Origin of the sequence: Acinetobacter sp. IRS14 (genome assembly GCF_034650275.1) — a bacterium.
Lineage (GTDB): Bacteria > Pseudomonadota > Gammaproteobacteria > Pseudomonadales > Moraxellaceae > Acinetobacter > Acinetobacter oleivorans.
This window is the reverse complement of sequence record NZ_JAOVFN010000005.1, coordinates 168,266-193,861: the sequence shown is the minus strand read 5'-3', so window position 1 is coordinate 193,861 and position 25,596 is coordinate 168,266. Positions and strand designations below refer to the sequence as shown.

Annotated in this window: 26 protein-coding genes and 1 tRNA gene; 12 read left to right on the top strand and 15 right to left on the bottom strand. The window is 38.5% G+C overall.

The window, feature by feature from the left end; all coding sequences use genetic code 11:
• Window positions 1-74 precede the first annotated feature (74 nt).
• The 4 genes from ODQ17_RS07275 (at window position 75) to ODQ17_RS07260 (ending at window position 3,134) form a co-directional block, all read left to right on the top strand.
• Complete coding sequence (locus tag ODQ17_RS07275; RefSeq protein WP_322902700.1) at window positions 75-701, top strand: lysophospholipid acyltransferase family protein; 627 nt, start codon at window positions 75-77, stop codon at window positions 699-701.
• Between the two features lie 66 nt (window positions 702-767).
• Window positions 768-1,685, top strand: a complete 918-nt coding sequence (locus tag ODQ17_RS07270) for a patatin-like phospholipase family protein (protein ID WP_034591625.1) — start codon at window positions 768-770, stop codon at window positions 1,683-1,685.
• A 104-nt stretch (window positions 1,686-1,789) separates the two neighbouring features.
• Window positions 1,790-2,251, top strand: a complete 462-nt coding sequence (locus tag ODQ17_RS07265) for an NfeD family protein (RefSeq protein ID WP_004789340.1) — start codon at window positions 1,790-1,792, stop codon at window positions 2,249-2,251.
• A gap of 28 nt (window positions 2,252-2,279) precedes the next feature.
• Window positions 2,280-3,134 carry an SPFH domain-containing protein gene (locus tag ODQ17_RS07260; protein ID WP_013196946.1) on the top strand — a complete coding sequence of 285 codons (855 nt, stop codon included), beginning with the start codon at window positions 2,280-2,282 and terminating at the stop codon, window positions 3,132-3,134.
• Between the two features lie 68 nt (window positions 3,135-3,202).
• Here the strand turns inward: ODQ17_RS07260 and ODQ17_RS07255 are convergent, their stop codons facing one another.
• From ODQ17_RS07255 to prpF, 3 genes are all read right to left on the bottom strand, one after another.
• A complete protein-coding gene (locus ODQ17_RS07255; RefSeq protein ID WP_322902697.1) occupies window positions 3,203-3,571 on the bottom strand; it encodes an MmcQ/YjbR family DNA-binding protein in 369 nt (122 codons plus the stop codon).
• A 59-nt stretch (window positions 3,572-3,630) separates the two neighbouring features.
• On the bottom strand, window positions 3,631-4,542 hold the full coding sequence (locus ODQ17_RS07250) for a polyprenyl synthetase family protein (protein WP_322902695.1): 912 nt from the start codon (window positions 4,540-4,542) through the stop codon (window positions 3,631-3,633).
• Between the two features lie 162 nt (window positions 4,543-4,704).
• Window positions 4,705-5,892, bottom strand: a complete 1,188-nt coding sequence (gene prpF / locus ODQ17_RS07245; protein WP_322902693.1) for a 2-methylaconitate cis-trans isomerase PrpF — start codon at window positions 5,890-5,892, stop codon at window positions 4,705-4,707.
• Window positions 5,893-6,270: 378 nt separating this feature from the next.
• Between prpF and ODQ17_RS07240 the strand changes: the two genes are divergently transcribed.
• Complete coding sequence (locus tag ODQ17_RS07240) at window positions 6,271-7,650, top strand: amino acid permease (protein ID WP_004789335.1); 1,380 nt, start codon at window positions 6,271-6,273, stop codon at window positions 7,648-7,650.
• A 101-nt stretch (window positions 7,651-7,751) separates the two neighbouring features.
• Here the strand turns inward: ODQ17_RS07240 and ODQ17_RS07235 are convergent, their stop codons facing one another.
• Window positions 7,752-8,006, bottom strand: coding sequence for a TIGR03643 family protein (locus ODQ17_RS07235; RefSeq protein WP_003655360.1), 255 nt, complete (start codon window positions 8,004-8,006; stop codon window positions 7,752-7,754).
• A gap of 311 nt (window positions 8,007-8,317) precedes the next feature.
• Here ODQ17_RS07235 and ODQ17_RS07230 point away from each other — a divergent pair.
• Window positions 8,318-8,390, top strand: a tRNA-Arg gene (locus ODQ17_RS07230).
• Between the two features lie 13 nt (window positions 8,391-8,403).
• Here ODQ17_RS07230 and hchA read toward each other — a convergent pair.
• The 4 genes from hchA to ODQ17_RS07210 form a co-directional block, all read right to left on the bottom strand.
• Window positions 8,404-9,279: a glyoxalase III HchA gene (gene hchA, locus ODQ17_RS07225; RefSeq protein WP_013196940.1), complete on the bottom strand. Its 876-nt coding sequence runs from the start codon at window positions 9,277-9,279 to the stop codon at window positions 8,404-8,406.
• 208 nt (window positions 9,280-9,487) lie between these two features.
• Window positions 9,488-10,498 carry an NAD(P)H-quinone oxidoreductase gene (locus ODQ17_RS07220; RefSeq protein ID WP_322902691.1) on the bottom strand — a complete coding sequence of 337 codons (1,011 nt, stop codon included), beginning with the start codon at window positions 10,496-10,498 and terminating at the stop codon, window positions 9,488-9,490.
• Window positions 10,499-10,530: 32 nt separating this feature from the next.
• On the bottom strand, window positions 10,531-11,427 hold the full coding sequence (locus ODQ17_RS07215; RefSeq protein WP_322902689.1) for an AraC family transcriptional regulator: 897 nt from the start codon (window positions 11,425-11,427) through the stop codon (window positions 10,531-10,533).
• A gap of 157 nt (window positions 11,428-11,584) precedes the next feature.
• Entirely contained in the window at window positions 11,585-12,403 is an 819-nt protein-coding gene (locus ODQ17_RS07210) for an undecaprenyl-diphosphate phosphatase (RefSeq protein ID WP_016137097.1), read from the bottom strand.
• Window positions 12,404-12,750: 347 nt separating this feature from the next.
• Between ODQ17_RS07210 and ODQ17_RS07205 the strand changes: the two genes are divergently transcribed.
• Together ODQ17_RS07205 and ODQ17_RS07200 are read left to right on the top strand one after the other, a co-directional pair.
• Window positions 12,751-13,551 carry a PaaX family transcriptional regulator C-terminal domain-containing protein gene (locus ODQ17_RS07205; RefSeq protein ID WP_322902687.1) on the top strand — a complete coding sequence of 267 codons (801 nt, stop codon included), beginning with the start codon at window positions 12,751-12,753 and terminating at the stop codon, window positions 13,549-13,551.
• 105 nt (window positions 13,552-13,656) lie between these two features.
• The gene (locus tag ODQ17_RS07200) at window positions 13,657-14,649 is read left to right on the top strand and encodes a fatty acid desaturase family protein (protein ID WP_322902685.1); all 993 of its coding nucleotides are present in this window, start codon (window positions 13,657-13,659) and stop codon (window positions 14,647-14,649) included.
• Between the two features lie 42 nt (window positions 14,650-14,691).
• Here ODQ17_RS07200 and ODQ17_RS07195 read toward each other — a convergent pair whose 3' ends face one another.
• Complete coding sequence (locus ODQ17_RS07195) at window positions 14,692-15,717, bottom strand: AraC family transcriptional regulator (protein WP_322902683.1); 1,026 nt, start codon at window positions 15,715-15,717, stop codon at window positions 14,692-14,694.
• Window positions 15,718-15,873: 156 nt separating this feature from the next.
• On the opposite strand from ODQ17_RS07195, the gene ODQ17_RS07190 reads away from it, so the two are divergent.
• A complete protein-coding gene (locus ODQ17_RS07190) occupies window positions 15,874-16,572 on the top strand; it encodes an NAD(P)H-dependent oxidoreductase (RefSeq protein WP_322902681.1) in 699 nt (232 codons plus the stop codon).
• Window positions 16,573-17,172: 600 nt separating this feature from the next.
• Window positions 17,173-18,648 carry an outer membrane protein transport protein gene (locus ODQ17_RS07185; RefSeq protein ID WP_322902679.1) on the top strand — a complete coding sequence of 492 codons (1,476 nt, stop codon included), beginning with the start codon at window positions 17,173-17,175 and terminating at the stop codon, window positions 18,646-18,648.
• Window positions 18,649-18,707: 59 nt separating this feature from the next.
• On the opposite strand, the gene thrH is transcribed toward ODQ17_RS07185, so the two are convergent.
• A complete protein-coding gene (thrH, locus tag ODQ17_RS07180; RefSeq protein WP_003655338.1) occupies window positions 18,708-19,325 on the bottom strand; it encodes a bifunctional phosphoserine phosphatase/homoserine phosphotransferase ThrH in 618 nt (205 codons plus the stop codon).
• Window positions 19,326-19,509: 184 nt separating this feature from the next.
• On the opposite strand from thrH, the gene ODQ17_RS07175 reads away from it, so the two are divergent.
• Complete coding sequence (locus ODQ17_RS07175; protein WP_322902677.1) at window positions 19,510-20,244, top strand: phosphoadenylyl-sulfate reductase; 735 nt, start codon at window positions 19,510-19,512, stop codon at window positions 20,242-20,244.
• A 171-nt stretch (window positions 20,245-20,415) separates the two neighbouring features.
• Window positions 20,416-21,801, top strand: coding sequence for a WS/DGAT/MGAT family O-acyltransferase (locus tag ODQ17_RS07170; protein WP_005309889.1), 1,386 nt, complete (start codon window positions 20,416-20,418; stop codon window positions 21,799-21,801).
• Window positions 21,802-21,828: 27 nt separating this feature from the next.
• Here the strand turns inward: ODQ17_RS07170 and ODQ17_RS07165 are convergent, their stop codons facing one another.
• From ODQ17_RS07165 to mreC, 5 genes are all read right to left on the bottom strand, one after another.
• Window positions 21,829-22,002: a PA1571 family protein gene (locus ODQ17_RS07165; RefSeq protein WP_002116397.1), complete on the bottom strand. Its 174-nt coding sequence runs from the start codon at window positions 22,000-22,002 to the stop codon at window positions 21,829-21,831.
• 139 nt (window positions 22,003-22,141) lie between these two features.
• On the bottom strand, window positions 22,142-23,596 hold the full coding sequence (rng, locus tag ODQ17_RS07160; protein ID WP_004789319.1) for a ribonuclease G: 1,455 nt from the start codon (window positions 23,594-23,596) through the stop codon (window positions 22,142-22,144).
• Between the two features lie 113 nt (window positions 23,597-23,709).
• Window positions 23,710-24,270, bottom strand: coding sequence for a Maf-like protein (locus tag ODQ17_RS07155; RefSeq protein ID WP_322902675.1), 561 nt, complete (start codon window positions 24,268-24,270; stop codon window positions 23,710-23,712).
• Window positions 24,258-24,749, bottom strand: a complete 492-nt coding sequence (gene mreD / locus ODQ17_RS07150; protein ID WP_004789317.1) for a rod shape-determining protein MreD — start codon at window positions 24,747-24,749, stop codon at window positions 24,258-24,260. Before mreD ends, ODQ17_RS07155 begins: the two co-directional genes overlap by 13 nt.
• Window positions 24,736-25,593, bottom strand: a complete 858-nt coding sequence (gene mreC, locus ODQ17_RS07145; protein ID WP_004789316.1) for a rod shape-determining protein MreC — start codon at window positions 25,591-25,593, stop codon at window positions 24,736-24,738. Before mreC ends, mreD begins: the two co-directional genes overlap by 14 nt.
• Window positions 25,594-25,596: the final 3 nt, after the last annotated feature.

Below are 25,596 nucleotides of genomic sequence, written 5' to 3'. Positions count from 1 at the left end.
TTACATTTTGCCAATGAAGCATATATTTCAAAAGATTAAGATAAAACTAGGACAAGTTAAAATTTAAAAAAAATATGGATCAACATTTCCCTAATTTACCTGATTTGGTACCCCAACGTGGTACTGCTTTAAGCCGAGCACTATTTAAGAAACTTTTTTTAGCGCAAGGTTGGACAGTTGAAGGCGAAGTTCCTAATTTTCCAAAAGCAGTAGCAATTATTTCACCCCATACTTCCAATATTGATGGATGGTATGGCTTTCTTGCGATTTTCGGATTAGGTATCCAAATTACAGTATTGGGTAAAGATGCCCTTTTTAAACCACCGTTTAAGCGGGCATTAGACTGGGCTGGGGTCATTCCTGTTAAACGTGATACAGCCAATGGACTTACTGAACAAGTGGTTGCAACCATTCAAAAATATGACAAGATCTGGATTGGGATGGCGCCCGAAGGCACACGTAAAAAAGCAAAAAAAATGAAAAGTGGTTTTTACCATATTGCCGCAAAAGCCAATATTCCCATTGTGATGTTTTCTTTTGATTATGACCGTAAGACGATTCACTGCTTAGGTCACTTAGACCCGAGTGGCAACTATGATGAAGATCTCGCCAAGATTTTTGAGCGTTATGAAGGAAAAATCTCACCCAAAAATCGCAATTGGCTTGCCGAACCTTTACAAAATCTAGTGAAAAAAACCTAGCAAAAATTGAGCGAATCTGGTCTTATGGCCCTTCTTAATTTATCTCGACATAGATTATTTTTAAAGATGAAAATTGCTCAATTTGCCAGTATTGGATTTATCTCTCTAGCACTCTTTGGCTGTGATAAATTTAGCAAAACACCAACGCCGACTACCTCAATTAAAGCCCGTGAACCTGTGATTGCACTTGCTTTAGGTGGCGGTGGAGCAAAAGGATTTTCACATATTGGTGTGATCAAGGTTTTAGAGTCTCATGGAATTAAGCCTAAAATTGTAACGGGTACCAGCGCAGGTAGCTTTGTTGGAAGTATCTACGCAAGTGGACAAACACCTTATCAATTGCAAAGTCTGGCTCTGAAATTACAAGAGTCTGATATCCGTGATTTAACGCTTAACCGTCAAGGCATTATTCTTGGACAAAAGTTACAAGACTACGTTAACCGTAATGTTGGCAATAAACCGATTGAGAAGTTCCCAATCCGTTTTGCGGCTGTGGCAACTCGTCTTGATAATGGTCAAAAGGCAGACTTTATTAAAGGCAATGCAGGCCAAGCAGTACGCGCCTCTTGCAGTATTCCAAATGTGTTCGTGCCAGCCACAATCGGCAATCAAAAATACATTGATGGCGGATTAGTTAGCCCAATTCCTGTTAAAACAGCTCGTGATATGGGTGCAGATATTGTGATTGCCGTTGATATTTCAGCGCGTCCAGCAGGTAATCGCCCAGCCAATATGTGGGGATTATTAGATCAAACCATTAACATTATGGGCCAACAAAGTATTAATGAAGAACTCAAGCAAGCCAATGTTGTGATTCAGCCTAAAGTGGGTCATTTAGGTACACTTGATCTCAAATCAAGTAATCAGGCAATTTTGGAAGGTGAAAAAGCTGCTCAAGCTCAAATTCGCCAAATTGAAAGTGCAATTGCAACCTTCAAAAAATCTCCAGCAGCATTTAAGCCCGCGCCACGTTCTAAATTCTAATTGAAGTGGTTTTTTTCTATCCACATTTCCTATCATCTGCTACAGTGGTAAAAGTGATATTAGTCACTTTTACCCATCATAAAGATATATAAAAGAGCAGATTTATGGAGTTTGTTGTACAACCTTGGCACTGGTTTGTATTGGGTATCTTACTTATTCTTTCTGAACTGATTCTACCTGCCTTTGCCGCACTCTGGTTTGGTATTGCCGCCATTATGGTGTGCATTCTCTATTGGCTATTTCCAGATATTAGCCTCACAACACAAATTGTATTGTGGATAATCCTATCAGTACTATGCACCATTCTTTGGTTCAAATTTATTAAACCCTTATCAATTGATAAAACGAAAGCGGGATTGCCCCGTGAAGCAACGATTGGTCAAATTGGAATGGTGATTCAAACCGGCCTAGACCATGATCAAATTATTGTTCGCTTTCCAATGCCTATTTTAGGAGCCGATGAGTGGAATTGTCGGAGCACTACTCCTGTCAAAGTAGGTGATCGTGTTAGAGTTATTGATATTTCGGGTAATGACTTAATTGTTCAAACCCATGGTACTTCATAAACATTAAAGATAAAGAGAGGGTATTTTCATGCCAGTCGGTACTATTATTGTTTTAGCCTTTTTGGCTTTTGTGGCTATTACCATTTTTAAAGGGGTTCGTATTGTTCCTCAGGGCTACAAATGGATTGTCCAACGTTTAGGTAAATATCACACCACCCTTAACCCGGGGCTTAATTTTGTGATCCCCTACATCGATGATGTGGCTTATAAAATTACCACGAAAGACATTGTGTTAGATATTCCATCACAAGAAGTAATTACACGTGACAATGCTGTATTACTCATGAATGCTGTGGCATATATTAATTTAACCACACCAGAAAAAGCAGTTTACGGTATTGAAAACTATACATGGGCGATTCAAAACCTTGTACAAACCTCACTGCGTTCTATTGTCGGTGAAATGGATCTAGATGATGCATTGTCTTCACGTGATCATATTAAAGCAAAGCTCAAAGCTGCAATTTCTGATGATATTTCGGATTGGGGCATCACCTTAAAAACGGTTGAGATTCAAGATATTCAGCCATCTACAACGATGCAAGCTGCCATGGAAGCTCAAGCTGCGGCAGAACGTCAACGTCGTGCTACAGTAACGAGAGCAGATGGTGAAAAACAAGCTGCCATTTTAGAAGCTGACGGTCGCTTAGAAGCATCTCGTCGTGATGCAGAAGCACAAGTTGTTTTAGCTGAAGCTTCGCAAAAAGCGATTGAGATGGTGACAAGTGCAGTCGGTGATAAAGAAACCCCTGTGGCTTACTTGCTAGGTGAGCAGTACATTAAATCGATGCAAGATATGGCTAAATCAAGCAATGCTAAAACCGTAGTTTTACCTGCCGATGTTTTAAATACAATTCGTGGCATTATGGGAAAGCATAATTAATTTAATTGCTTGAAATAAGTCATTGAAATAAAAACGGCGACAATCATGTAGCCGTTTTATATTGAGTATTATTGGTTGTTTAATCTTTTTTGATCTTTCAAAGGTAGCTTTTTTACGACCAAGTCATAAGAGTCGCGAATCAAGTCTTGAAGTAAATCACGAGTTAAGTTTTTATGCGGAGTAATGGAAATCCAGTGCTTTTTATTCATGTGGTAACCCGGAATAATAAATGAATAGAGCTCCTGATATTCCTGACTTTTATAGGGATCACATTTGACAGTAATCATTTTTGTGCCCGTTCCTTCTCCCACTAATAAAAACACCTTTTCTAAAATCTTAAAGACATCGCAATCTGGGCCAAAGGGTTGGCTTTGCTCACTAAAAGGAAGATTACGCGCAATCTCTATCGCAATTTGATGGAGCTGATCACAATTCATTATTATCTCCTTTATTCATTGAATATGAATATAAGCAGGATTATTGATTTAATTTTTTATTAGCTGGTACGGGCTAAAAGGAATTGTGAGATATCTACTAATTCTTTTGCATTGTCACCAAAATGAGCTAGGGCTTCAAAAGCTTGATCATGCAATTCTTTGGCATAAATCTGTGCTTGTTCGAGGCCCATTAAAGCTGGGTACGTCGATTTTTGAACTTGCTCATCTTTACCAGCAGTTTTGCCCAAAGCTTCGGTACTCGAAGTAATATCGAGAATATCGTCTAATACTTGAAAAGCCAGTCCAATGGTCTGCCCATATTGGCGCAATTTTGGAATTGCTTGATCTGTTCCAGAAAAGATAGTGACTGCACCCATCATAATTGCAGCCTGAATAAGCGCACCAGTTTTATTACGATGAATATTTTCAAGTTCGTCTTGAGCAATTTGTTTAGCTTCAGCTTGTAGGTCTAACACCTGTCCACAAACCATTTTAGAAGTGGCTGTTGCTAAAATCTGAATTTGCTTTAATACAATCGCAGCATCAGTACCCTGCCCTTGTTCATCGAACAAACGACTACCTAAAACTTCAAAAGCCATTGATTGTAAAATATCGCCTGCGAGTAAAGCAGTATCTTCACCAAATGCAACATGACATGTCGGTTGACCACGACGTAATAAATCATTGTCCATACAAGGCAAGTCATCGTGCGCTAGCGAATAACAATGAATTAACTCTACAGCAACCGCCGCACGGCGAGCCGCAGCAAAATTTGGATTAGGCTGTAAAGAAGCTGTGGCATAACACAAAGCCGGACGCACACGTTTTCCACCAAGCATGACTGCATGATGTACTGCACTTTTTAAAGGCTCTGGAATTGAGAACGCGGCCAGTGTCGTCAATAAATCTTGTTGAATACGTTGTTGAGCTTGTTTTAAAACATCCGCATTAACTTGAGAGAGTGATGACACAGTCGCCTCGATAAAATCAGTAGAGAAATTTTATTGAATGTAATGAAGCATTCATGCGCTACATCATACACGATTCACTGTGAAAAGTGGGTGATGAGTTTTTGAAGGCAACTGTAAAAAAGCCTCTACATGATTGAGAGGCTTTTTCTTACTTAATGACTTTTAGAAGCTGTCACCTGGGACGCGTACCCAGCCTTCCATTAACACACGTGCACTACGGCTCATAATGGCTTTTTTCACGACCCATTGATCATTAATCAGTTCCGCTTGAGCACCAACACGTAATGTTCCAGATGGATGACCAAAACGTACTGCTTCACGTTCGCCGCCACCAGCCGCAAGGTTTACTAACGTTCCCGGAATGGCAGCCGCAGTGCCAATCGCAACCGCTGCAGTTCCCATCATTGCATGGTGCAATTTACCCATCGACAAAGCGCGAACCAGTAAATCGACATCACTCTCTGAAACTGACTTACCACTTGAAGCGGTGTAGTTTTTAGGTTTAGAAACAAAAGCAATTTTTGGTGTGTGCTGACGTGCAGCCGCTTCTGAAATATCTTTAATTAAACCCATCTGTACCGCACCATACGCACGAATTTTTTCAAAACGTGCCAGCGCAGTTGCATCACTATTAATATGATCTTGCAGCTCTGTACCTTGGTAACCCAAATCTTCTGCATTTAAGAAAATGGTTGGAATTCCGGCATTAATAAAAGTCGCTTGGAAACGACCAATATCAGGAACATCTAATTCATCAACGACATTCCCTGTAGGGAACATATCACCGCCTTCTTCGCCATCATCGGCTGGATCTAAAAACTCAATTTGAACTTCAGCAGCAGGAAACGTCACTCCATCAAGTTCGAAATCACCAGTTTCTTGAACTTGACCATTGGTGATAGGCACATGCGCAATAATGGTTTTTTGAATATTTTTTTGCCAGATTCGAACCGTGCATAGACCATTTTCTGGAATACGATCTGCATCTACTAAACCATTTGAAATCGCAAAAGAGCCAACAGCAGCGGTTAAATTACCGCAGTTACCACTCCAGTCTACAAAAGCTTGATCAATTGAAACCTGACCAAACAAATAATCAACATCATGATCTGGCTGAGTACTTTTAGCGAGAATAACTGTTTTGCTGGTACTCGAAGTGGCTCCGCCCATCCCATCAATTTGTTTTCCATAGGGGTCCGGGCTACCAATGACACGTAGTAAAAGCTGATCTCTTGCTTGTCCTGCAACTTGGGCTTTTTCCGGCAAATCATCAAGCTTGAAAAAGACACCTTTACTGGTTCCACCACGCATATAAGTGGCTGGAATTTTAATTTGCGGTACTGAGCTCATATCAACTGTTATCCTTACTATTATGTTCTTCTATATCAAAACAAGCATTCTTGTTTACCCTTCTCTGCATCTTAAATTGTTTTAAGGCCAAGAGATAGCGATCTGCTTTATACATCAATCGTATTGACGCGAGCATATTTTGAGAATTTAGCAATATGCTTGCAATGACTTAATCTAAGCAAAATCTAAGAAAAAAAGTCTATATGAAATTATATTTTTTAGAGCACTTTTCACTCTATATTGAAATATTAAAAGTAAACCAATGATTTTAAATATATTTTATTATTACTTTTCAGTCACAGCTTATTAATTTGTAGTCTAGGCTAAAATAACTCCATCTATTAGAATAATTTACTTATTCATTGTGAGTGAAGACCTTTGACCAACGAATCTTCTACACTGCAACGAGGACTAAAAAATCGACATATCCAATTAATTGCTATGGGTGGAGCAATTGGTACCGGATTATTTTTAGGCTCGGCGCAAGTGATTCAATCTGCGGGACCATCCATTATTTTAGGATATGCCATTGGCGGCTTAATCGCGTTTTTGATTATGCGTCACTTGGGAGAAATGATTGTTGAAGAACCTGTTGCAGGATCGTTCAGCCATTTTGCGTATAAATATTGGGGGAAATTTCCCGGATTTTTAACCGGATGGAACTATTGGATACTCTACGTTCTGGTTGCGATGAGTGAACTCACCGCGGTAGCCAAATATATTAATTATTGGTGGCCTCATATTCCAGCGTGGACTTCTGTCTTATTTTTCTTTGTCGTGATTACGGCAATTAACTTAACCAACGTCAAATTTTATGGTGAGTCCGAATTCTGGCTCGCTATTATTAAAGTTGCTGCAGTTATCTCTATGATTGTGTTTGGGCTTTATTTGCTCTTTACAGCAGATGTAGGTTCAAGCATTTCATTTAGTAATCTTTGGTCTCATGGTGGATTTTTTCCAAATGGCTTTAGCGGCCTGTTCTATATGTTGGCTTTCTTGATGTTCGCTTTTGGTGGTATTGAACTGATTGGTATGGCCGCAGCAGAAGCAAAAGATCCGAAAAAAACCATTCCAAAAGCAATTAACCAAGTCGTTTTCCGTATCTTGATTTTCTATATCGGTTCATTGGCAATCTTACTTTCATTAGTGCCATGGAACCAATTAGATCTTGGCGGTCTCGACAAAAGCCCATTTGTTATGATTTTTAGCCAAATGGGAATTGGTTGGGCTGCACACTTACTGAACTTTATTATTTTAACTGCTGCTCTATCTGTTTATAACAGTGGGATGTTTGCAAATAGCCGTATGCTCTACAGTCTCGCTCAACAAGGGAATGCACCAAAAGTTTTTGCAAAAACCAATAAACAGGGGGTTCCTATTCCCGCTGTTCTACTTTCTGCTTTATTAATCTTTGGTTGTGTTCTTTTGAATTACTTTGTGCCTGAAGATGCTCTTGGACATCTCATGTATGTTGTGGTTGGTGCACTTGTTCTAAACTGGGCAATGATATCAATTACACATTTGAAGTATAGACGCTTTGTTAAGCACGCCAATATTAAGACATCTTTTCCAGCGTTATGGTCACCTTTTAGTAATTACTTAGTTTTAGCGTTTATTGCTGTGGTTCTCTATATTATGTGGACTCAAGGCTTCAAAGAGTCAGTAATGATGATCCCTATTTGGATTACGGCAATGCTCGTACTTTTTGACTATTTAAATCCTAAAAAACTAGATTCCATTGAGAATCCGGAAGAATAAATAAATTTAAAAAGCCATTGTCTCGACAATGGCTTTTTTATTCATCATTAGAAAATTACGCGTTGTAAGTATTAAAATCTCTTCGACAATAAAACTAGACGTTATGCATACTTATACTGACGCGAACAGTAAGCTCGTTCAATTTCTGGCGAACGTAATTGCTGATGCTTAGTTTTACGCCCTGCCATACGTTTGCGCCAGAGTTTGAAACTATTGGTTTTCAGGTTATATCTCATTAAACGAATAACTTCACTTTCACTTAAGCCATATTCTCGCTCAATTGCTTCAAATGGAGTGCGATCTTCCCATGCCATTTCAATAATTCTAGATAAGTCCTGTTCATCAATTTTTTTCATGTTATGCCCTTTTGAATTATACGATAGTCAAATCTGATTTTTAACAAACAACCTTCTAGGAATAACTTCACCTACTCGATTGCTTGTCTTAAACCTTTTCGTGTTTTGCTTCAGATCGTAGAAAGATCAACATGAATTTTTTGTGATTTTTTAGCTTTCTAAACTGTTTTTTTATAAGACATAAGTGTTCAAAACCATTGAATGTTCCAACTTTATCTTTATTGCTCACTATGGCAAAAGTTTTTAATAACTAAAACGTAAAAAAGCCATTGCCTTCGCAATAGCTTTTTTGTTTATAATCATAAAATTATGCGCCCTTAGCTTAACTGGATAGAGCAGTTGCCTCCTAAGCGACCGACGTGGGTTCGAGTCCCGCAGGGCGCACATATTTCATCACTTAATCCTTCACTTCAGCCAACAATGTTTCAGCTGCAAGTTTTCCTAAATTATTAGAAGCAAGCGGACTATCACCAGTTAGCAATTTACGGTCTCTATGACATTGACCTGTAATGCCCTTATTTAAAATTTCTACACCGAGTTTTTCAAGGTTTTCACCTACTAGCCAAGGTAAAGCCCCGGGCATATAACCAATATCAATATTTGCTCCCTTATCTAATGAATCAGGGAATACACAAATTTGATAGCCTTTAAAAATATAGTTTTCTGGCTGTTCATCTACTGCCGCAGCAAGTAATGAAGCTGGACCATGACATAATGTAATAATAAATTTATCTTGTTCAACTGCCCATTTAAGAACTTTTTTCACCTCAAGGCTATGTGGAATTTTAGCTAATACGCCATGCCCCCCTGGAATAAATACAGCCGCATATGGTGAGTTTTCCCCCACTGCGTTTTCTAAAATATCAGTTAGCTTTAATGGATTTTTTAATTTATCTGCATATTTCTGGAAGGTGTCTAATACAACTTGTTCTTGCTTTGGCATCGCCCACATTTCAAGTTTAGCAGGGTTCCCAGAAAGTGTCGCAACATCAATTTCAAAGCCTGCATTATCTAAATGAAACATCGGTAAAAGCATTTCTACAGGATGGTTACCTGTTGAAAAGAACTTACCGTTTTGCATCTGGATGTAACGCTCATCAGTTGCAATCATTAAAACTTTTTTATTGCCCGCATACGGCGTTGAATAAGTCGTGCCGTCGTAATCGGTTTTAGGAGCAGTATATTGACTTAGTGAATAAGGTGATGGGAAAAAGGCATTATCTTCAGCCAAATCTGGAGTAGGATTTTTATCATCAATATTTGCGGTATTCATTTTTACTATCCTTTTTCATCAGTATGGAAAGAAATAATAAGGTAATAACCCATTTTTATTTCTTACTCAATTTATAGGTGAAGTTATAGAACTGGTGCAATCTGCCAATAGAATTTGGCAATTTTTATAGAGAAATAGGCAGAATCTAGAATTATAAAATTCAGTTTAGGCGAACCTGTCGTTCGCCCAAACTTCAATGATTACAGCGTTACGCATTCATTTCTAAAACGATCTTTCCAATATGATCACCTTGTTCCATACATGCGTGAGCACTTTGTACATCTGAAAAAGCATACGTTTTATAGATTTGCGGTAAACATTTACCTTGAGCCAATAATGGCCATACATGCTCATGCAAAGATTGGGCAATCTCTGCTTTTTCTTGGCTATTACGTGCTCGCATCGTTGAACCCGTAATTGTGGCACGTTTTAAAATCAGTTTTTGTAAGTCAAATTCTTTTGCGATTCGCCCCCCCATAAAACCAATAATGACAAGTCGGCCATCACGTTTTAATAGATTTAAATTTTTCGTGAAATAAGAACCACCCACAATGTCTAAAATAACATCAACACCTTGGTCTTGAGTATGTTTCAAAACTTCTTGCTCAAAATCTTGGGTTTTATAGTTAATTGCTGTGGTGAAACTAGAGAGTACTTCAACTTTATCTTCACTACCAACGGTAGCAAAAGTTTTAATTCCTAAAGCTTGGCAAATTGCTAAAGCTGTGGTTCCAATACCACTTGCCCCACCATGAATCAGTGCAGTTTCATCTTTCTTTAAACGGCCAATATCAAATAGGTTTGCCCAAACCGTAAAAAATGTTTCTGGAATTGCAGCAGCTTGCGTAAATGATAAATTTTCAGGTATTGGCAATACTTGAGTTGCAGTTACCGCACAATATTCTGCATAACCACCGCCATTTGTTAGGGCACAAACTTTATCACCAACCTTGAATTGATCTACTTGTTCACCCACAGCAACCACGACACCAGCGACTTCAAGTCCCGGTATTTGAGTAACACCTTTAGGCATTGGATATAAACCCATACGCTGTAAAACGTCAGGACGGTTAATTCCAGCAGCCTTTACCTCAATTAAGACTTCATCTGCTTGAGGTACTGGAAGACTAGCATCTTGAACTTTTAGAACCTCAGGTCCACCAGGAGCCGTAATTTCAATAATTTTCATGGTTTTGGGAAGGGTCATAAAATACTCCATGTTTGATTTATATTTCAAAATACTAATCTACGTTAAATAATTGAGGACTTGGGTGGAACGCCAAACAGTCGCTTAAATTCTCGGCTAAATTGTGAAGCACTGACATACCCCACTTCATAGGCTGCTTCTGCTACACCCATTTTATTGTTCATGATTAACTCACGAGCCTTATGTAGCCGAGTAATTTTGATGTACTGTAAAGGCGAATAATTCGTCACCTTTTTAAAAGTTTGATGAAAAAGCGAGATGCTCATGCCCGCTTGTTTCGCCAATTCTTGAACCGTTAAATTATGATAATAATCACGCTGAATAATTTCACAAATGGTGTAAATCACACCATTTCGACTTGCTATAGCCGATAAACTCTCGACTAAATTACCACCTGAGGCCTGCACCACACGATAAACCAATTCTCTTTTAACTTGCTCACCTAATATAAAAGTATCTTGTTTAGAGCGAAGTAAATTGAGCAATCTGAGAGCAACCTCTGAAATGGTGGCATTCATGTCAATCACTCTAAGCCCACAGCTTAATTTTAAATCTTCCGAGTGAGCATCTTCAGTAATCACTTGTTGCTGTTTATCCATTTTAGTAATGAGATCAGCCATCATTTGTGGTTCAAATTTTATTGCAATCGCCAACATGGGTTCATTATTTTCAACAACAGTATCGCAATCAAAAGGTATTGCAATTGAGATGAATAAGCACTGCCCTTGTTGAAATTGAAAGATTTCTTTACCAATATATCCTCGCTTTAATCCCTGTATCACTAAAACAATTGAGGGTTCTTGCAGCACGGCAACAGGTGGTGTGGAATGATCTACACGCATCAAAGTGATGTTAGAGATAAAAGTAGGATAGAGACCTTCTGCGGGAGCCAAGTGCAAAAATGCATCGACCAAATGTTCTGTAAGATGATTTTGCGGCATAGTTTTATTGTGAGAAGTTATCTAATAATCAATATAACAATGAACCTAAAATGAAAACATCAATCTTACGTTTACTTTGTATAAATAGGCAATTCAAATCAATTTTTAGGCATAAAAAAACCTAGAACATTCTAGGTTTTTCACTTCATCAGATTATTTAAGCCGATAAATTAAAGAACATTGCTGCAATCAAAATAATTACACCGAGTGCAATTCGATACCAAGCAAATACACGTAACGTATGACGCTCTACAAATAGAACCAATGCTTTTACAACAAACAATGCGGCAATAAAAGCAGCAACGAAACCTACCCCAATATTAATCATATTATCGGCAGTCAATACGTCAGCATTTTTAACCAAGTCAAAAGTTGCAGCCCCCAACATGGTTGGCATAGCAAGGAAGAAAGAGAATTCTGTAGCAGCCTTACGTGATAAGCCCGCAAACATTCCGCCTACGATTGTTGCACCTGAACGTGAAGTTCCTGGAATCATGGCAACACATTGAGCAAGTCCGACTAAAAGTGCTTGTTTAAAAGTAATTTTGGTTGCATCGAGTGTCTTATGTTCAAATTGTCTAGATTCAACCCAGAAAATAATAAGCGCCCCGACAATTAAGGCAATCGCCACCACAATTGGGCTGAATAAAACACTTTTAATAAAGTCTACTGCCAAAACCCCAATAATAACTGCGGGGAAGAAAGCGATAAGCACACTAATAGCAAAATGACGTGATTCCACATCACCACTAAAGAAGCCTTTAATCAAGTTAACAATTTTTTGTCGGTATAACCAGCACACTGCCAAAATAGCACCTAACTGGATTACGACCTCAAATACACGACCGCCGTCTGAATGGAAATCGATAATATGACCAAATAAAATTAAATGGCCTGTACTCGAGATTGGTAAAAATTCAGTTAAGCCTTCGACAAAGCCTAAAAACAGTGCTTTTATAACTTCAAAATTTTCCATCACTTGCTCAAAAAGTTAATCACTAGAAAAGTCTAAAAATTTGTTTTATATCATGTACAAACCATAATTTTGGCCTAGTTCATGCCCAATATCAGATCATTTCTAGCATTTGTGGTTATTGCCCTTAGCAAAAGGCGGTTTATTTAAAGAGGAATAATGTATCACATCATCATGACAATCTTAGGTTAACTATCGTAAAAAGATGAACTTGCTTAAGAACTACAAAATTTCTCATTCTATAGCTAAGATTTTTACGCTTATTGACCCTAAAAATGATCTTAAAAAGACCTTACAAAAACATGATATTATTTTTCTTACATGCAACTCATATCAAAAATTCTATCTGAATGAAAAATACCAAAATTAATGCACGTCATCTTATTATCGATTTATTTCTTTCCTCCGCTTATCCTCAGCTCACCATTAAACAAATATTGATTGCAGCCAAACTCTTTAATATGAGTGACAATGGTATTCGTGTTGCGACGACTCGGCTATTAAATGAAGGCATGATAGAAAGCGTCGAGCGTGGTATCTATCAACTTTCGCCACCCACCAAAGACTGGGCAAAAGTCATTTTGAATCGTAAAAATGGCATTAAACAGACCAAAGAATGGCAACAGAATTATCTGGCAGTATTTACGGGGACATTAGGGCGTATAGATCGGACTGCTTTAAAAAAGAGAGAACACGCTTTACATCAATTTGGCTTTAGAGAGCTCGAAACTGGTATTTATATACGCCCAGACAATTTAGCCTATAGTTTTGAAAAAACATGTGAAGAACTCACTTTAGCAGGCCTTGAAAATGAAGCCAAAATTTCTATTATTCAAAAATTTGACTCAAAAACAGTTTCGTTAATTCCTTCTTTATGGGATACAAAGCAGCTTGAAGAAAATTATGAGATGTATAGCCAAGATATTCAAGAATGGCTTTTGAATTATAAAAATTTATCCTTAAACGAGGCCGCCACTCAAGCTTTGTTATTAGGACGTGAAACAATTACCTTACTCATGAATGATCCTCTACTGCCCCCTCCATTTGTTAACGAACATGCCCGCAATCAGTTTGCTCAAAATGTACAGCAGCTCGACTCGATTGGACAAAAGCTGTGGCAGAAACTTTATGAAAATGAATTAGCCCATTAAAGGGCGATTTATTTTTTTACAAACAAATATTACACTTTTTAAAATTTTATAATTATATTGGTAATATATAATATGGATACCAAAATCTGATTTGGGAGAATAAAAATGAATGCACAAGTGAGTGTGACCGATCTATTTAGCAGAGAAGAAATACAGGAACTCACACAACCCTCAGATGCATATGGTGCTTGGGCTGTTGCAAGTACATGGGCTGTTATTGGCGGAACATTTGCCAGTTTAATCATGATGTGGGATTACTTACCGAGCTGGGGCAAATTACTTGCTTGTATGCTTGCCTTAGCAATATTGGCAGGTCGCCAGTTATGCCTAGCGATTTTGATGCATGATGCATCGCATAAAAGTTTGTTCAAAAATAAAAAAATAAATGACTTTGTCGGTGAGTGGCTATGCGCCCGTCCGATCTGGAATGATCTACAAAAATATCGCGTACATCATGTTCGCCATCATGCAAAAACCTCTACTCCAGATGACCCAGACCTTTCTCTCGTTTCTGGTTTTCCTGTAAGTAGAAAATCTCTTACTCGTAAATTCTTACGCGACTTAACGGGTATGACCGGATTAAAGTTTAGCTTTGGTCGAGTGTTAATGGATCTCGATTTAATGAAATGGACGGTTGCAAATGATCAAGTCTGGCTAGACCGAAGTAATAAAGACTTCATTGACTATGCTAAAAGCCTTATAAAAAACAGTAGCGGAGCTATTGCTACCAATGTAGCTCTTTATCGGGTTTTAAAAGCTTTTGGTCAACAACGGTTTTATTGGTTATGGCCTTTAGCTTATTTAACACCCTTCCCATTATTTTTAAGAATTCGCTCCATGGCCGAACATGCAGGAATGCAAACGAGCAATACAGCTTTAACCAATACCCGTACAACACGTGCAGGTTGGATTGCCAGAAGCTTTGTGGCCCCTATTCATGTCAATTACCACATGGAACACCATTTAATGGCTTCGGTGCCCTACTTCAAATTGCCGCGCATGCATCGTCTATTGAGAAATCGCGGCCATGTTCCGGCACCACCTAGCTATTTTGAAGTAATTGAATCACTCTCATCTAAGCCAGAACAATCTACTTAATTAACTCAAATGATAAATGAAAGGCCATAAATTTATGGCCTTTTAACTTAAATCATCCATCTTCTGTTGGGTTTGGAAATATTTAGGCGTGACGCCCATCCAGCGCTTAAATGCACGGGTGAAGTGAGAAGTCTCGGCATAACCCAGCATTAAAGCCACTTTTTCAATCGACATGTTATTTTGAGTTAAAAGTTTCTGGGCCTGCTCTTTTTTCAGTGAGTCCACCAACAGTGTAAAACTAGTGTGATCAAGAGCTAAATAGCGTTGCAGGGTTCGTTCTGACATATTCATGATTTGAGCAACTTGCCCAACTTTCAATGCCTCAATCTCCCCATTCAAAAGCAATTTTTCAGCAACTTGTTTGACTCTCCCTTTCCAGCCACTTTCTAATTTTAATTTCTCTATATCCCGCTTACATTGTGCATTTAACAACGGCGCTAGCATTGGGTCCGCCGTTAATACAGGCTGTGCTAAATACTCTTTTGGAAATATCCAACGATTACACTTTTGATTAAATAAACAAGTGACAGCCAGTTGATGACTTATTTGGGAAAAACCTATCGGTTCAGGAATTTGTAATTCAACTTTTCCTAAATGAGAAAGCCCTGTTAATTTTTTTGCAATTTGAACAAAACCGACTAACAAAAAAAAGTTGGCATTTGAGCTCAACTGAAATGCATCAACAGGCTGATGAATTGACCAACATGCATCATTATTTTCTTGTTTTAATTCTGGTTTGAAAACCTTACAACGTGAGCCAATGAACTGTTCAAGTATTTTCAGCGCTTCTCCTAAATTTGGAGAAACTATAGCAGCCATTCCGACTGAACCATAACAAGAGGCCGTCATGTTTAAAGCTAAATACCCAGTTAGTGCTGGCTCTTTGCATAACTCAATCGCCCGTTCAATAAGCTCATTTAAGATGTTGAACTTAACATACCAATAAGGCTTTTTTAATTGGTCTAAAGCTATTCCACTTCCATCTAAAAGTTGCTCACCAGAGACACCCCATCGCTTAACAGTCTCGACTAATAAGTTAATATAAGTTCCGGGTAATTCTGGATTCATGAGCAACCCAATGAGCAAAATAAAATGGCGTGAAATGGTAAAAACTGTCAGTTCATGAACTATGCCATGCTTTTAAATTGATGCATAGTTATTCAAAACAAAATCTGCTGAATTGCACTAGACAGCACAATTTCTGAAAAGAATACAGGTCACCTTATGAACATTCTGATTGTCCATGCTCATCCAGAACCACAGTCTTTTACTGCTGCTCTAAAAAGTACAGCTAAACAAACCTTAGAAAAATTGGGGCATACAGTAGAGATTTCAGATTTATATGCGATGCAATTTAACCCTGTTGCGTCCAAAGAGGATTTTCTAGAGCTTAATCAACCTGATTATTTTAATTATGCTCTCGAACAAAGAAATGCCAGCAAAAATCAACTTCTAGCTCCAGATATTCAAGCAGAAATTGAAAAAGTAAAAAAAGCTGATTTAGTTATTTTAAATTTCCCCCTTTATTGGACATCTGTTCCAGCAATTTTAAAGGGCTGGATTGATCGTGTGTTCGTCTCGGGCTTGTTTTATGGTGGTAAGCGGTTTTATGACCACGGCGGCATGGCAGGTAAAAAAGCGATGTTGTGCTTAACACTCGGTGGTAGAACACACATGTTTGGAGAGAACTCAATTCACGGCCCAATTGAAAATTATTTATCACCGATTCAACGTGGTACTTTGGCATATGCCGGTTTTGAAGTTTTACCACCATTCATTGCTTATCACGTACCTTATATTAGTCAAGAAGCACGAGAAACCCTTCTCGACGACTACGTAACCTACCTCACTCATCTAGACAAGCTTGAACCACTAAAATTTCCTAAGCTTGAGCAATTTGATGAAAAACTATATCCACTCTAATGCTGTGTTTGAGCTCTAAAAATTAAATAGCCGAATCTATCTTTATATTTTTGGCTATTCTCTCTCATAGTTACTCCCGAACAGAGAGGCAAAAACGCAAAAAAAAATAGATCAAACGGTAAAAAAACTAAGGTAAACTTTTTTATAAAATTAAGAATATAAAAGTTAATCAATAATATACAGATGTAGAGAAACTAGACTTATCAACTAAAAATGACAACTACTACTCATTTCATAATCGATTAATTCATATTTTTACAAAAAAATCTTTGACCATTTTTCTTGGATTTGTGACAAAAATGTCACTAAAACAAACCTCTTTACTAATAGATTAAAAATATAAATATCAAACAATTAAAATAATTTACCAACGAAAATATTCCTTCATATTTCATCCATTATTGACACTATTTGTATAAAAAGTGAGTACTCTTCAGTTCATATAACAGATTTACTCTTATTGTAATTATGCTATTTTTGTTACATGGAGTTATCAAAGCTTTTATAAGTTGTAATTAGGAGCTTTGAAGGCAACACAGTTTAAACGGTTTAACTCTGTTACTTTTAAAAAAATGTCTTGAAGTTCAAGGAAAGATTAAAATGAAATTAAAACATCTGAGCACTGCAATGATTTTAGCAACGCTGCCTGCAACTGGGGTTTTTGCAGCAGCATTGGATCGCTCTGGACAATCAATGTCTGCATTCTTCCAACCAGGTAATTATTTTGAAGCAGGTATTTCTGCTTTAGATCCAGATGTATCAGGTAAAGAAGCAGGTACAAGTGCAACACGCCGTGATATTAGCGATATGGGTGAGGATTATTATTTCCCTAATGCAGCATTAAAACTACAACTTAACGATAAGTTTTCTTTTGGTTTAATTTACGATCAACCGTTTGGAGCAGATGCAGAATATAAGGGTCAAAATGCATTTGTTTCAGACTCTTCTAATACAATTCTAGCTCCAGCTGCTTTAGCAGTTATTCGCCAGCAAACAATTACAAATGGAATTAACAATCAAGTTAATACTGCAGCACAAAATTTGTTAAATTCTGGCACGTTACCACCTAATGCCACTATTGATCAGGCAAAAGCAGCTATTCAAAATAATGCTGCTGTTATGCAACAAATTACGTCAGGTGTAACTCAAACAGTTGATGCTGGAATAAATAACATTAATGGTTTGCTTGGCAAGGGTGGCACCAAAGTTGAAGTTGACACCCAGAACCTAGCAATGGTGTTTGGTTTTCAACCGAATAAAAACTGGAACCTCTATGCGGGTGGTGTGTATCAAACCATTAAAGGAAATATCAGTCTCCGTGGGCAAGCTTATAGTATTTACAACGGCTATGATGCAGACATCAAAGAAACTGGTGGTGTGGGTTGGCTAGCAGGTTTTGCTTATCAAATTCCTGAAATTGCATTAAAAGCTTCTTTAACTTATCGTTCTGAAGTTGACCATGATGTCAATATCCGTGAAAACTTACCTACACTTCCAGCTCTTTCATTATTAGGGCAAGCGGCAGCTGCTGATGCGATAAAAAATAGCTCAGCAGATACCACAATTACCACCCCTCAATCAGTTAACTTTGATTTCCAAACGGGCATCATGGCTGACACCGTTGCCTTTGCTAACGTACGTTGGGTGAACTGGAAAGATTTCTCTGTTCAACCATACAAGTTTGGGCAACTATCAAAAGTTGTAGGGCAACTACCTATTGTTAACCGTCCAAATGGGTTTGATTTAGTTAGTTATACAGATGACCAATGGACAGTGACTACAGGTGTTGGGCGTAAACTTAATGACAAATGGGCAGGTAACGTTTCTGTAGGTTGGGACTCAGGTGCAGGCGATCCAGTAACAACTTTAGGGCCAACAGAAGGTTACTGGAATGTTGGTTTAGGTCTTCAATATAGCCCTACTCCACAAACATTTATTGCTGGTGGCGTAAAATATTTCTGGTTAGGCGATGCTAAAGCTCAAACTGGTGCTCAAGCGGGCGGTGATGAATATGTTGCGGAGTTCTCTGACAACAACGCAATCGCTTATGGTTTAAAACTTGGCTATAAATTCTAAGTTTCAAAACTCATTCATATAAAAAAGGCGCTTAAAGCGCCTTTTTTATTATTTATGTCTTATGCTGGAATACTACGCTTTGAAACTGAACGGATTGCTTCTTTTAATGCATCATATCCGTGGATAGCTGGAAACTGTGGGAACTCAGCAATCACGTTTGCAGGTGCATCAAATAAGAAACCGTGGTCAGCCTCTCCAAGCATGGTTGTATCGTTATACGAATCACCAGCTGCGATTACACGGAAATTTAATCCATGTAGTGCTTTAACCGACTCACGTTTTTGATCCGGTTGACGTAATTTATAAGCTGTAATCATTCCTTCTTCATCTGTCTCTAATTTATGACAGAAAATTGTTGGCCATCCTAATTGCTTCATTAAAGGATGTGCAAACTCATAAAACGTATCTGACAAGATCACAAGTTGGAAATGCGTGCTCACCCATTCAACAAATTCTTTTGCGCCTGGTAATGGCCCCATCTCTGCAATGACTTCTTGAATGTCATTTAAGCCTAAACCGTGTTGTTTTAAGATATTAAGACGCTGAGTCATTAAAACATCATAATCCGGAATATCACGAGTTGTTGCTTCGAGTTCTTTAATCCCTGTTTTTTTTGCGAAATTGATCCAGATTTCAGGAACTAAAACCCCTTCAAGATCTAGGCATACGATTTCCATGAATGCTTCCAACGTTGGTTAAAAATTGCTGTATCATACCACTAAGATTTTCAGTTTTGCGTTGTTATTGATCAAATCAATTTTATTCATAAGGATCGAAATTAAAGTGCTAAGCACTTTATTCACTATCCATTAGAATATTTTTCATAACTCAATGCGCCCAAGCCTTTTGCCAGGAACACACATGACCGTTATTCCGACTATTGATATCGTAGATGCTCTTGCAGCCGAATATGCGACCAAAAGCCCGCGAGAAATTTTAGAGCTTGCCTTAAGCCAGCAAGGTGAAATCGCAATTTCTTTTTCGGGAGCAGAAGATGTTGTCTTAATTGATATTGCTTCACGTTTGGGTAAGCCGTTCCGTGTTTTTAGTCTCGACACTGGTCGACTGCATGCCGAAACTTATCAATTTATTGAGACTGTCCGTAAACACTATAATATCAATATCGAAATTTGTTTCCCTGAATCTGAAGCTGTTCAAAACATGGTAAACGAAAAAGGTTTATTCAGCTTTTTTACTGATGGGCACCAAGAATGTTGTGGTATCCGAAAAGTTCAGCCTTTGCGTAAAAAACTTGCGACTTTAGATGGCTGGATTACGGGCCAACGTAAAGATCAAAGCCCTGGTACACGTACAGAAATTCCAGTAGTACAAGCTGATGCAGGTTTCTCTGGTCCAGGTAGGCAACTTATTAAATATAATCCTTTAGCAAACTGGACAAGTGCTGAAGTATGGAGCTACATCCGTATGATGGAAATTCCATATAACCCTCTTCACGAACGTGGTTTTGTTTCTATTGGCTGTGAACCATGTACACGTGCTGTATTACCGAACCAACATGAGCGCGAAGGGCGTTGGTGGTGGGAAGAAGCGACTCAAAAAGAGTGTGGATTACACGCAGGTAATATGAAAAAGTAATTTGTTATCAAAAAACCACTGCTAAATCAGTGGTTTTTTTTATGTCATGTTCCGTACACAAAGTCATATTTTATCTACTCTAAACGCTATATACTTAATTTTACGGTTCTATAATTCTAATAAGAGCTCAGATAAGGGCTTCTTAGAAAAATGCATGAGGCACAATGATTTATGCGTCCATTACACCCAATTGATTTCATTTTTCTGTCACTTGAAAAAAGACAGCAACCCATGCATGTCGGTGGATTATTTTTATTTGAAATTCCTGAAAATGCACCTGAAACTTTTGTACATGATTTAGTTGAAGATATTAAACGCTCAAAAAGCATTCCTATCCCACCCTTCAATAACCGTTTAAATGGCTTATTTTGGGATGAGGATGAAGAGTTCGATATCGATCATCACTTTCGCCATATTGCTCTGCCTCATCCTGGCCGTATTCGTGAACTTCTGGTTTATATTTCACAGCAACATAGTTCGTTAATTGATCGTGCTAAGCCTCTTTGGACTTGTGACATTATTGAAGGAATCGAAGGCAATCGTTTTGCCATGTATTTTAAAATCCATCATGCAATGGTCGACGGCGTTGCAGGTATGCGTTTGATTGAGAAATCACTTTCAAAGACACCAGAAGAAAAACATGTAGTTCCTTTATGGTGTGTTGAGAGCAAAAGAACTAAACGACTAAAAGTACCAACGCCAAGTACCAGTAAAATTAAGAGTATTTTAGGAGGCATTAAGTCTCAACTCGATATCGCTCCTAAAGTCATGCAAGAGCTATCTCAAACTATATTTAAAGAAATGGGTAAAAATCCTGATTATGTTTCTACTTTTCAGGCGCCAGTGTCGATTTTGAACCAAAGAGTGAGTGCTTCACGTCGTTTTGCGGCCCAATCATTTGAGTTGAGCCGCCTTAGAAAGATTTCAAAAGTATTAGGCGTGACAATTAACGATGTTGTACTCGCAGTATGCTCTGGTGCTTTACGTGAATATTTGATTAGTCAAAATAGCTTACCTAAAAAACCACTTATTGCCATGGTGCCAGCTTCATTACGCACCGATGATTCTGATATGAGTAACCGAATTACCATGATTCTGGCAAATTTAGGAACTCATAAAGACCAACCGTTAGAGCGTCTAGAAATTATTCGTCGCAGCATGCAAAATTCAAAGCAACGCTTTAGCCGTATGACTGCGAATGAAATTTTAAACTATAGTGCGGTTGTTTATGGTCCGGCAGGTTTAAACATCATGTCAGGAATGCTTCCTAAGCGTCAGGCATTCAATTTAGTCATTTCCAATGTACCAGGACCACGTGAGCCTCTTTATTGGAATGGCGCGAAATTAGATGCTCTCTACCCTGCTTCAATTGTCATGGATGGACAAGCTCTAAATATTACTATGACCAGTTATTTAGATAAGCTTGAAGTTGGATTAACAGCTTGTCGAAATGCCTTGCCAAAAATGCAAAACCTTTTGACTCACTTAGAAGATGAGATTCAACGGTTTGAAGAAATTATTGCAGAAAAGCAGCTGAAACATCATTCAGCAAGTTAGAAAACTAAGGGGCTTTAAATTGGCCCCTTATTTTTTGATTGTGCGGCACTGGTTAAGCAACTGATGACATACTGAACGAATCATTGCAGTTGTGATCGGTACTTCTTTACCTTGGTCATTCAACATATAGCAGCTATTTACTGGCGTGCTTTCTAAAACATGTTTAAGACCGTTGCTAATTAAGTTTTCACTTACATTCATGGGTTATACCTCTTATTGTTTGCTAAGACGTTTAATAGGGAGAACGTCTAGGGCTACTGTATGTAAGTAGTATTTAAAATTCATGAATGAAAGTAAAATTTCAGTTGTAACAAGGATTAAGCGATATCTTGTTACAACTTTAACTTAAAATGATATCGTATTGCTCTTGCGTATATAAATTTTCGACCTGAAATTTAATGACACGGTTGATGAAATGCTCTAAATCTGCCACTGCTGGCGCTTCTGCTGTTAATAATCGGTCAATCACAGAAGGATGAGCAACAACAGTAAAGCCACTCGTTGACTCAAATGCACGGGTATATCGTAATATCTCACGAAATATTTCGTAACACACTGTCTCTGCTGTTTTGACAAAACCACGTCCTTGACAGGTTGGACATGACTCACACAGCAAATGTTCTAACGATTCACGTGTTCGTTTACGCGTCATTTCAACCAAACCAAGTTCTGACACTTGAGTAATTTTGGTCTTAGCGTGATCACGCTCAAGCATTTTTTCAAACTGACGCATCACCTCTTCACGGTGAATTGCCTCTTGCATGTCAATAAAATCAATAATGAGAATACCCCCCAAATTACGCAGTCTAAGTTGACGCGCGATAACTTGAGTCGCTTCCATATTGGTTTTAAAAACGGTGTCCTCAAGACTACGACCACCAACATATGAACCCGTATTAACATCAATCGTTGTCATGGCTTCAGTCTGATCGATCATCAGATAGCCGCCTGACTTCAAAGCTACGCGGGTTTGTAAGGCTTTTTGAATATCTTCTTCGACATTATAAAGATCAAATAGTGGTCGCTCCCCCGGATAATGAATGAGTCGACTCTGCATATTCGGGACAAATTCTTCAACAAACTCAAGAAGCTTCGCGTGAATCTCTCTCGAATCGACATAAATCTTTGCAGTTTCGTCGCTAGCCAAATCTCGAATAATACGTTGAGGTAATGGAAGCTCTTCAAAAATTAAGGAAGGGACAGCAACATCAATTTGTTTACGTTGAATGTATTCCCATAATTTACTCAGATAGCACATATCCTGTGCAATTTCTGCCTCATCTACGCCTTCAGCAGCTGTGCGTACAATCACGCTACCCGGCAAATTATGTTCAGATTGAATACCTTCGATAATATTACGTAGTCGCTCTCGCTCTTCTTCAGACTCGATACGCTGAGACACACCAATATGATTTCCATATGGCATGAGAACCAGATAACGAGAAGGGATTGAAAGGTCAGTACTCAGACGCGCGCCTTTTGTTCCCAACATATCTTTCATTACTTGGACAGTAAGCGTTTGTCCGGGATGTAAAAGTTCAAAAACATTTGGGGTAGGCTGTGAACGAGGCCAAACCATATCATTGATATGTAAAAAGGCTGTTCGAGACAAACCAATATCAACGAAGGCAGCTTGCATGCCCGGAAGCACCCGCACGACTTTACCTTTGTAAATATTGCCGACTAGACCACGTTTGACTGTACGTTCGACATACAGCTCATTAACAGTTCCATTTTCGATTAATGCCACCCGACACTCCATAGGCGTGACATTAATAAGTAATTCTTCTGACATACATAAACTCAAAGCATTATAAAATTTTTATTAAAGAGTCAGAGAAGCTGTTAACTTTAACTTTGCCTAGTGTTCATCGACAATGCTATTCAATTAAGAATGATAACAACCTCTTATGTCTTTACTCTTTTTAATAACTGTGCAAATTCGTATAAAGGAAGTCCTACCACATTACTATAACTTCCTTGAATTTGGGGAATATATTGAGAAGCAATTCCTTGAATTGCATATCCACCCGCTTTCCCCACAGGCTCACCTGTAGTCCAATAATCTTCCATATCTTGCGTAGTCAGACGCTGAAACTCAACTTGAGTTTGCACCACCTGACTTAACATTTTTTGTTGCGTAGCAATACATAATCCAGAAAACACATCATGCCAACGTCCAGATAATTGTTTCCAGATTTCAAAAGCATGATTTTTCGATTCAGGCTTGCCAATAATTTGGCCATCAAGCCCAAGACTTGTATCGGCAGCAATAACGATTGCGTCTGGAAAAAGCTTCAATACAGTTTGTGCTTTTTCTCTAGCTAACCGTTCAACATAATGGTGAATCAGCTCATTTTCATGAACGGACTCGTCAATATCTGGACTATAAATTTCAAAATCCAAACCCAGTTGTTGCAATAACTCCTTCCGACGAGGAGAGCTAGATGCTAAAACTATATGCGCCATTTTGCCAAACAATAATAGACGATTGGCCAAGTGATGATACTTGTCATCAATGGTTGCCAATGTCTAGCAATCGAAAAATGAATTCCACCCATGGTCTGCGTTACCCACATAAACGCTAAATGAGCAATAATGACCAGAGTTGCAATTGTCCATAAATTACCAAAGGTTAAAATACGGCGCTCGCGAATTAAAAAACGGGTAAGAAAAGTCACAATTACAAAACTTAAAGCATTAAGGCCTAAAGGCGCATCAAGCAAAAGGTCTGTAAAAATTCCCATTCCAAATGCAAACCAGACCCCACACCATGTTGGCTGACATACTACCCAAAATAGCATAATCATTAACATGAATAATGGGCGCCAACCTGAAATATCGTAGGATAGCGGGTAAACCATGAGCACAGAGCCGACAATTACAGAGAGGATAATTCCCCATAATGGATCATTTCGTTTTTCTCGTTTCAATTTAGCGATCGGCATATGGTTGCTCCTTCGCTAAAGAATCAGAGAAAAGTACGACTACATGATGCCCTGTAGCTAATTGTGCGGCTGGTGTAACATCAATTTCTGCAAACTCGCCCGAATTATGACGTCTTATTTTGGCAACTGTACCTACTGCGTACCCTGCTGGGAAATGTTCACCCAAACCTGAGCTAAACACTTTATCACCCACTTGAATATTCGCACTAGTCGGGACATATTCCATTTTCAAACGACCCAAATCACCAGTACCAGAAACAATCGCCCGCATTCCAGTGCGCTCAAGACGTACTGAAAGTGAATGTTCTTTATCTGATAACAACATTACACGTGAGCTATGAGGATATACATTAATGATCTGTCCCATAATTCCTTTATCATCCAGAACCGTTTGACCGACCTTAAGATGGTCCATAGAGCCACGGTTAACAATGATGATATGACGCAATGGGTCTGCATCTGTCCCAATTACTTCGGCGATCTCCATACGTCCATCAATAATTAATGGAGTATCAAGAAGACCTCGCAAACGGGTGTTTTCAGCTGACAGTTCAGAAAGCTTCTGTAAACGAACCTGAGCTTGTAAAAGCTCAGCCTGCATCGCAGTATTTTCACGACGCAGTTGTGCTTCAGATTTTGTTTGTTGATTCAGCCATTCTCTCGACAGTACTGGATAACTGGCCAATGCATAAATTGGGTTATATGCAGCGTACAAGACATCCCTTGCTGGCTGAATTACATACGGCATGCGCCAATCAAAAAACAGCACAACCAAACATGTAATGACCGCAATAATGAACGAGCGGAAAGATGGCGGCTGTCTTGAAAAAATATTCGGTTGCACCGC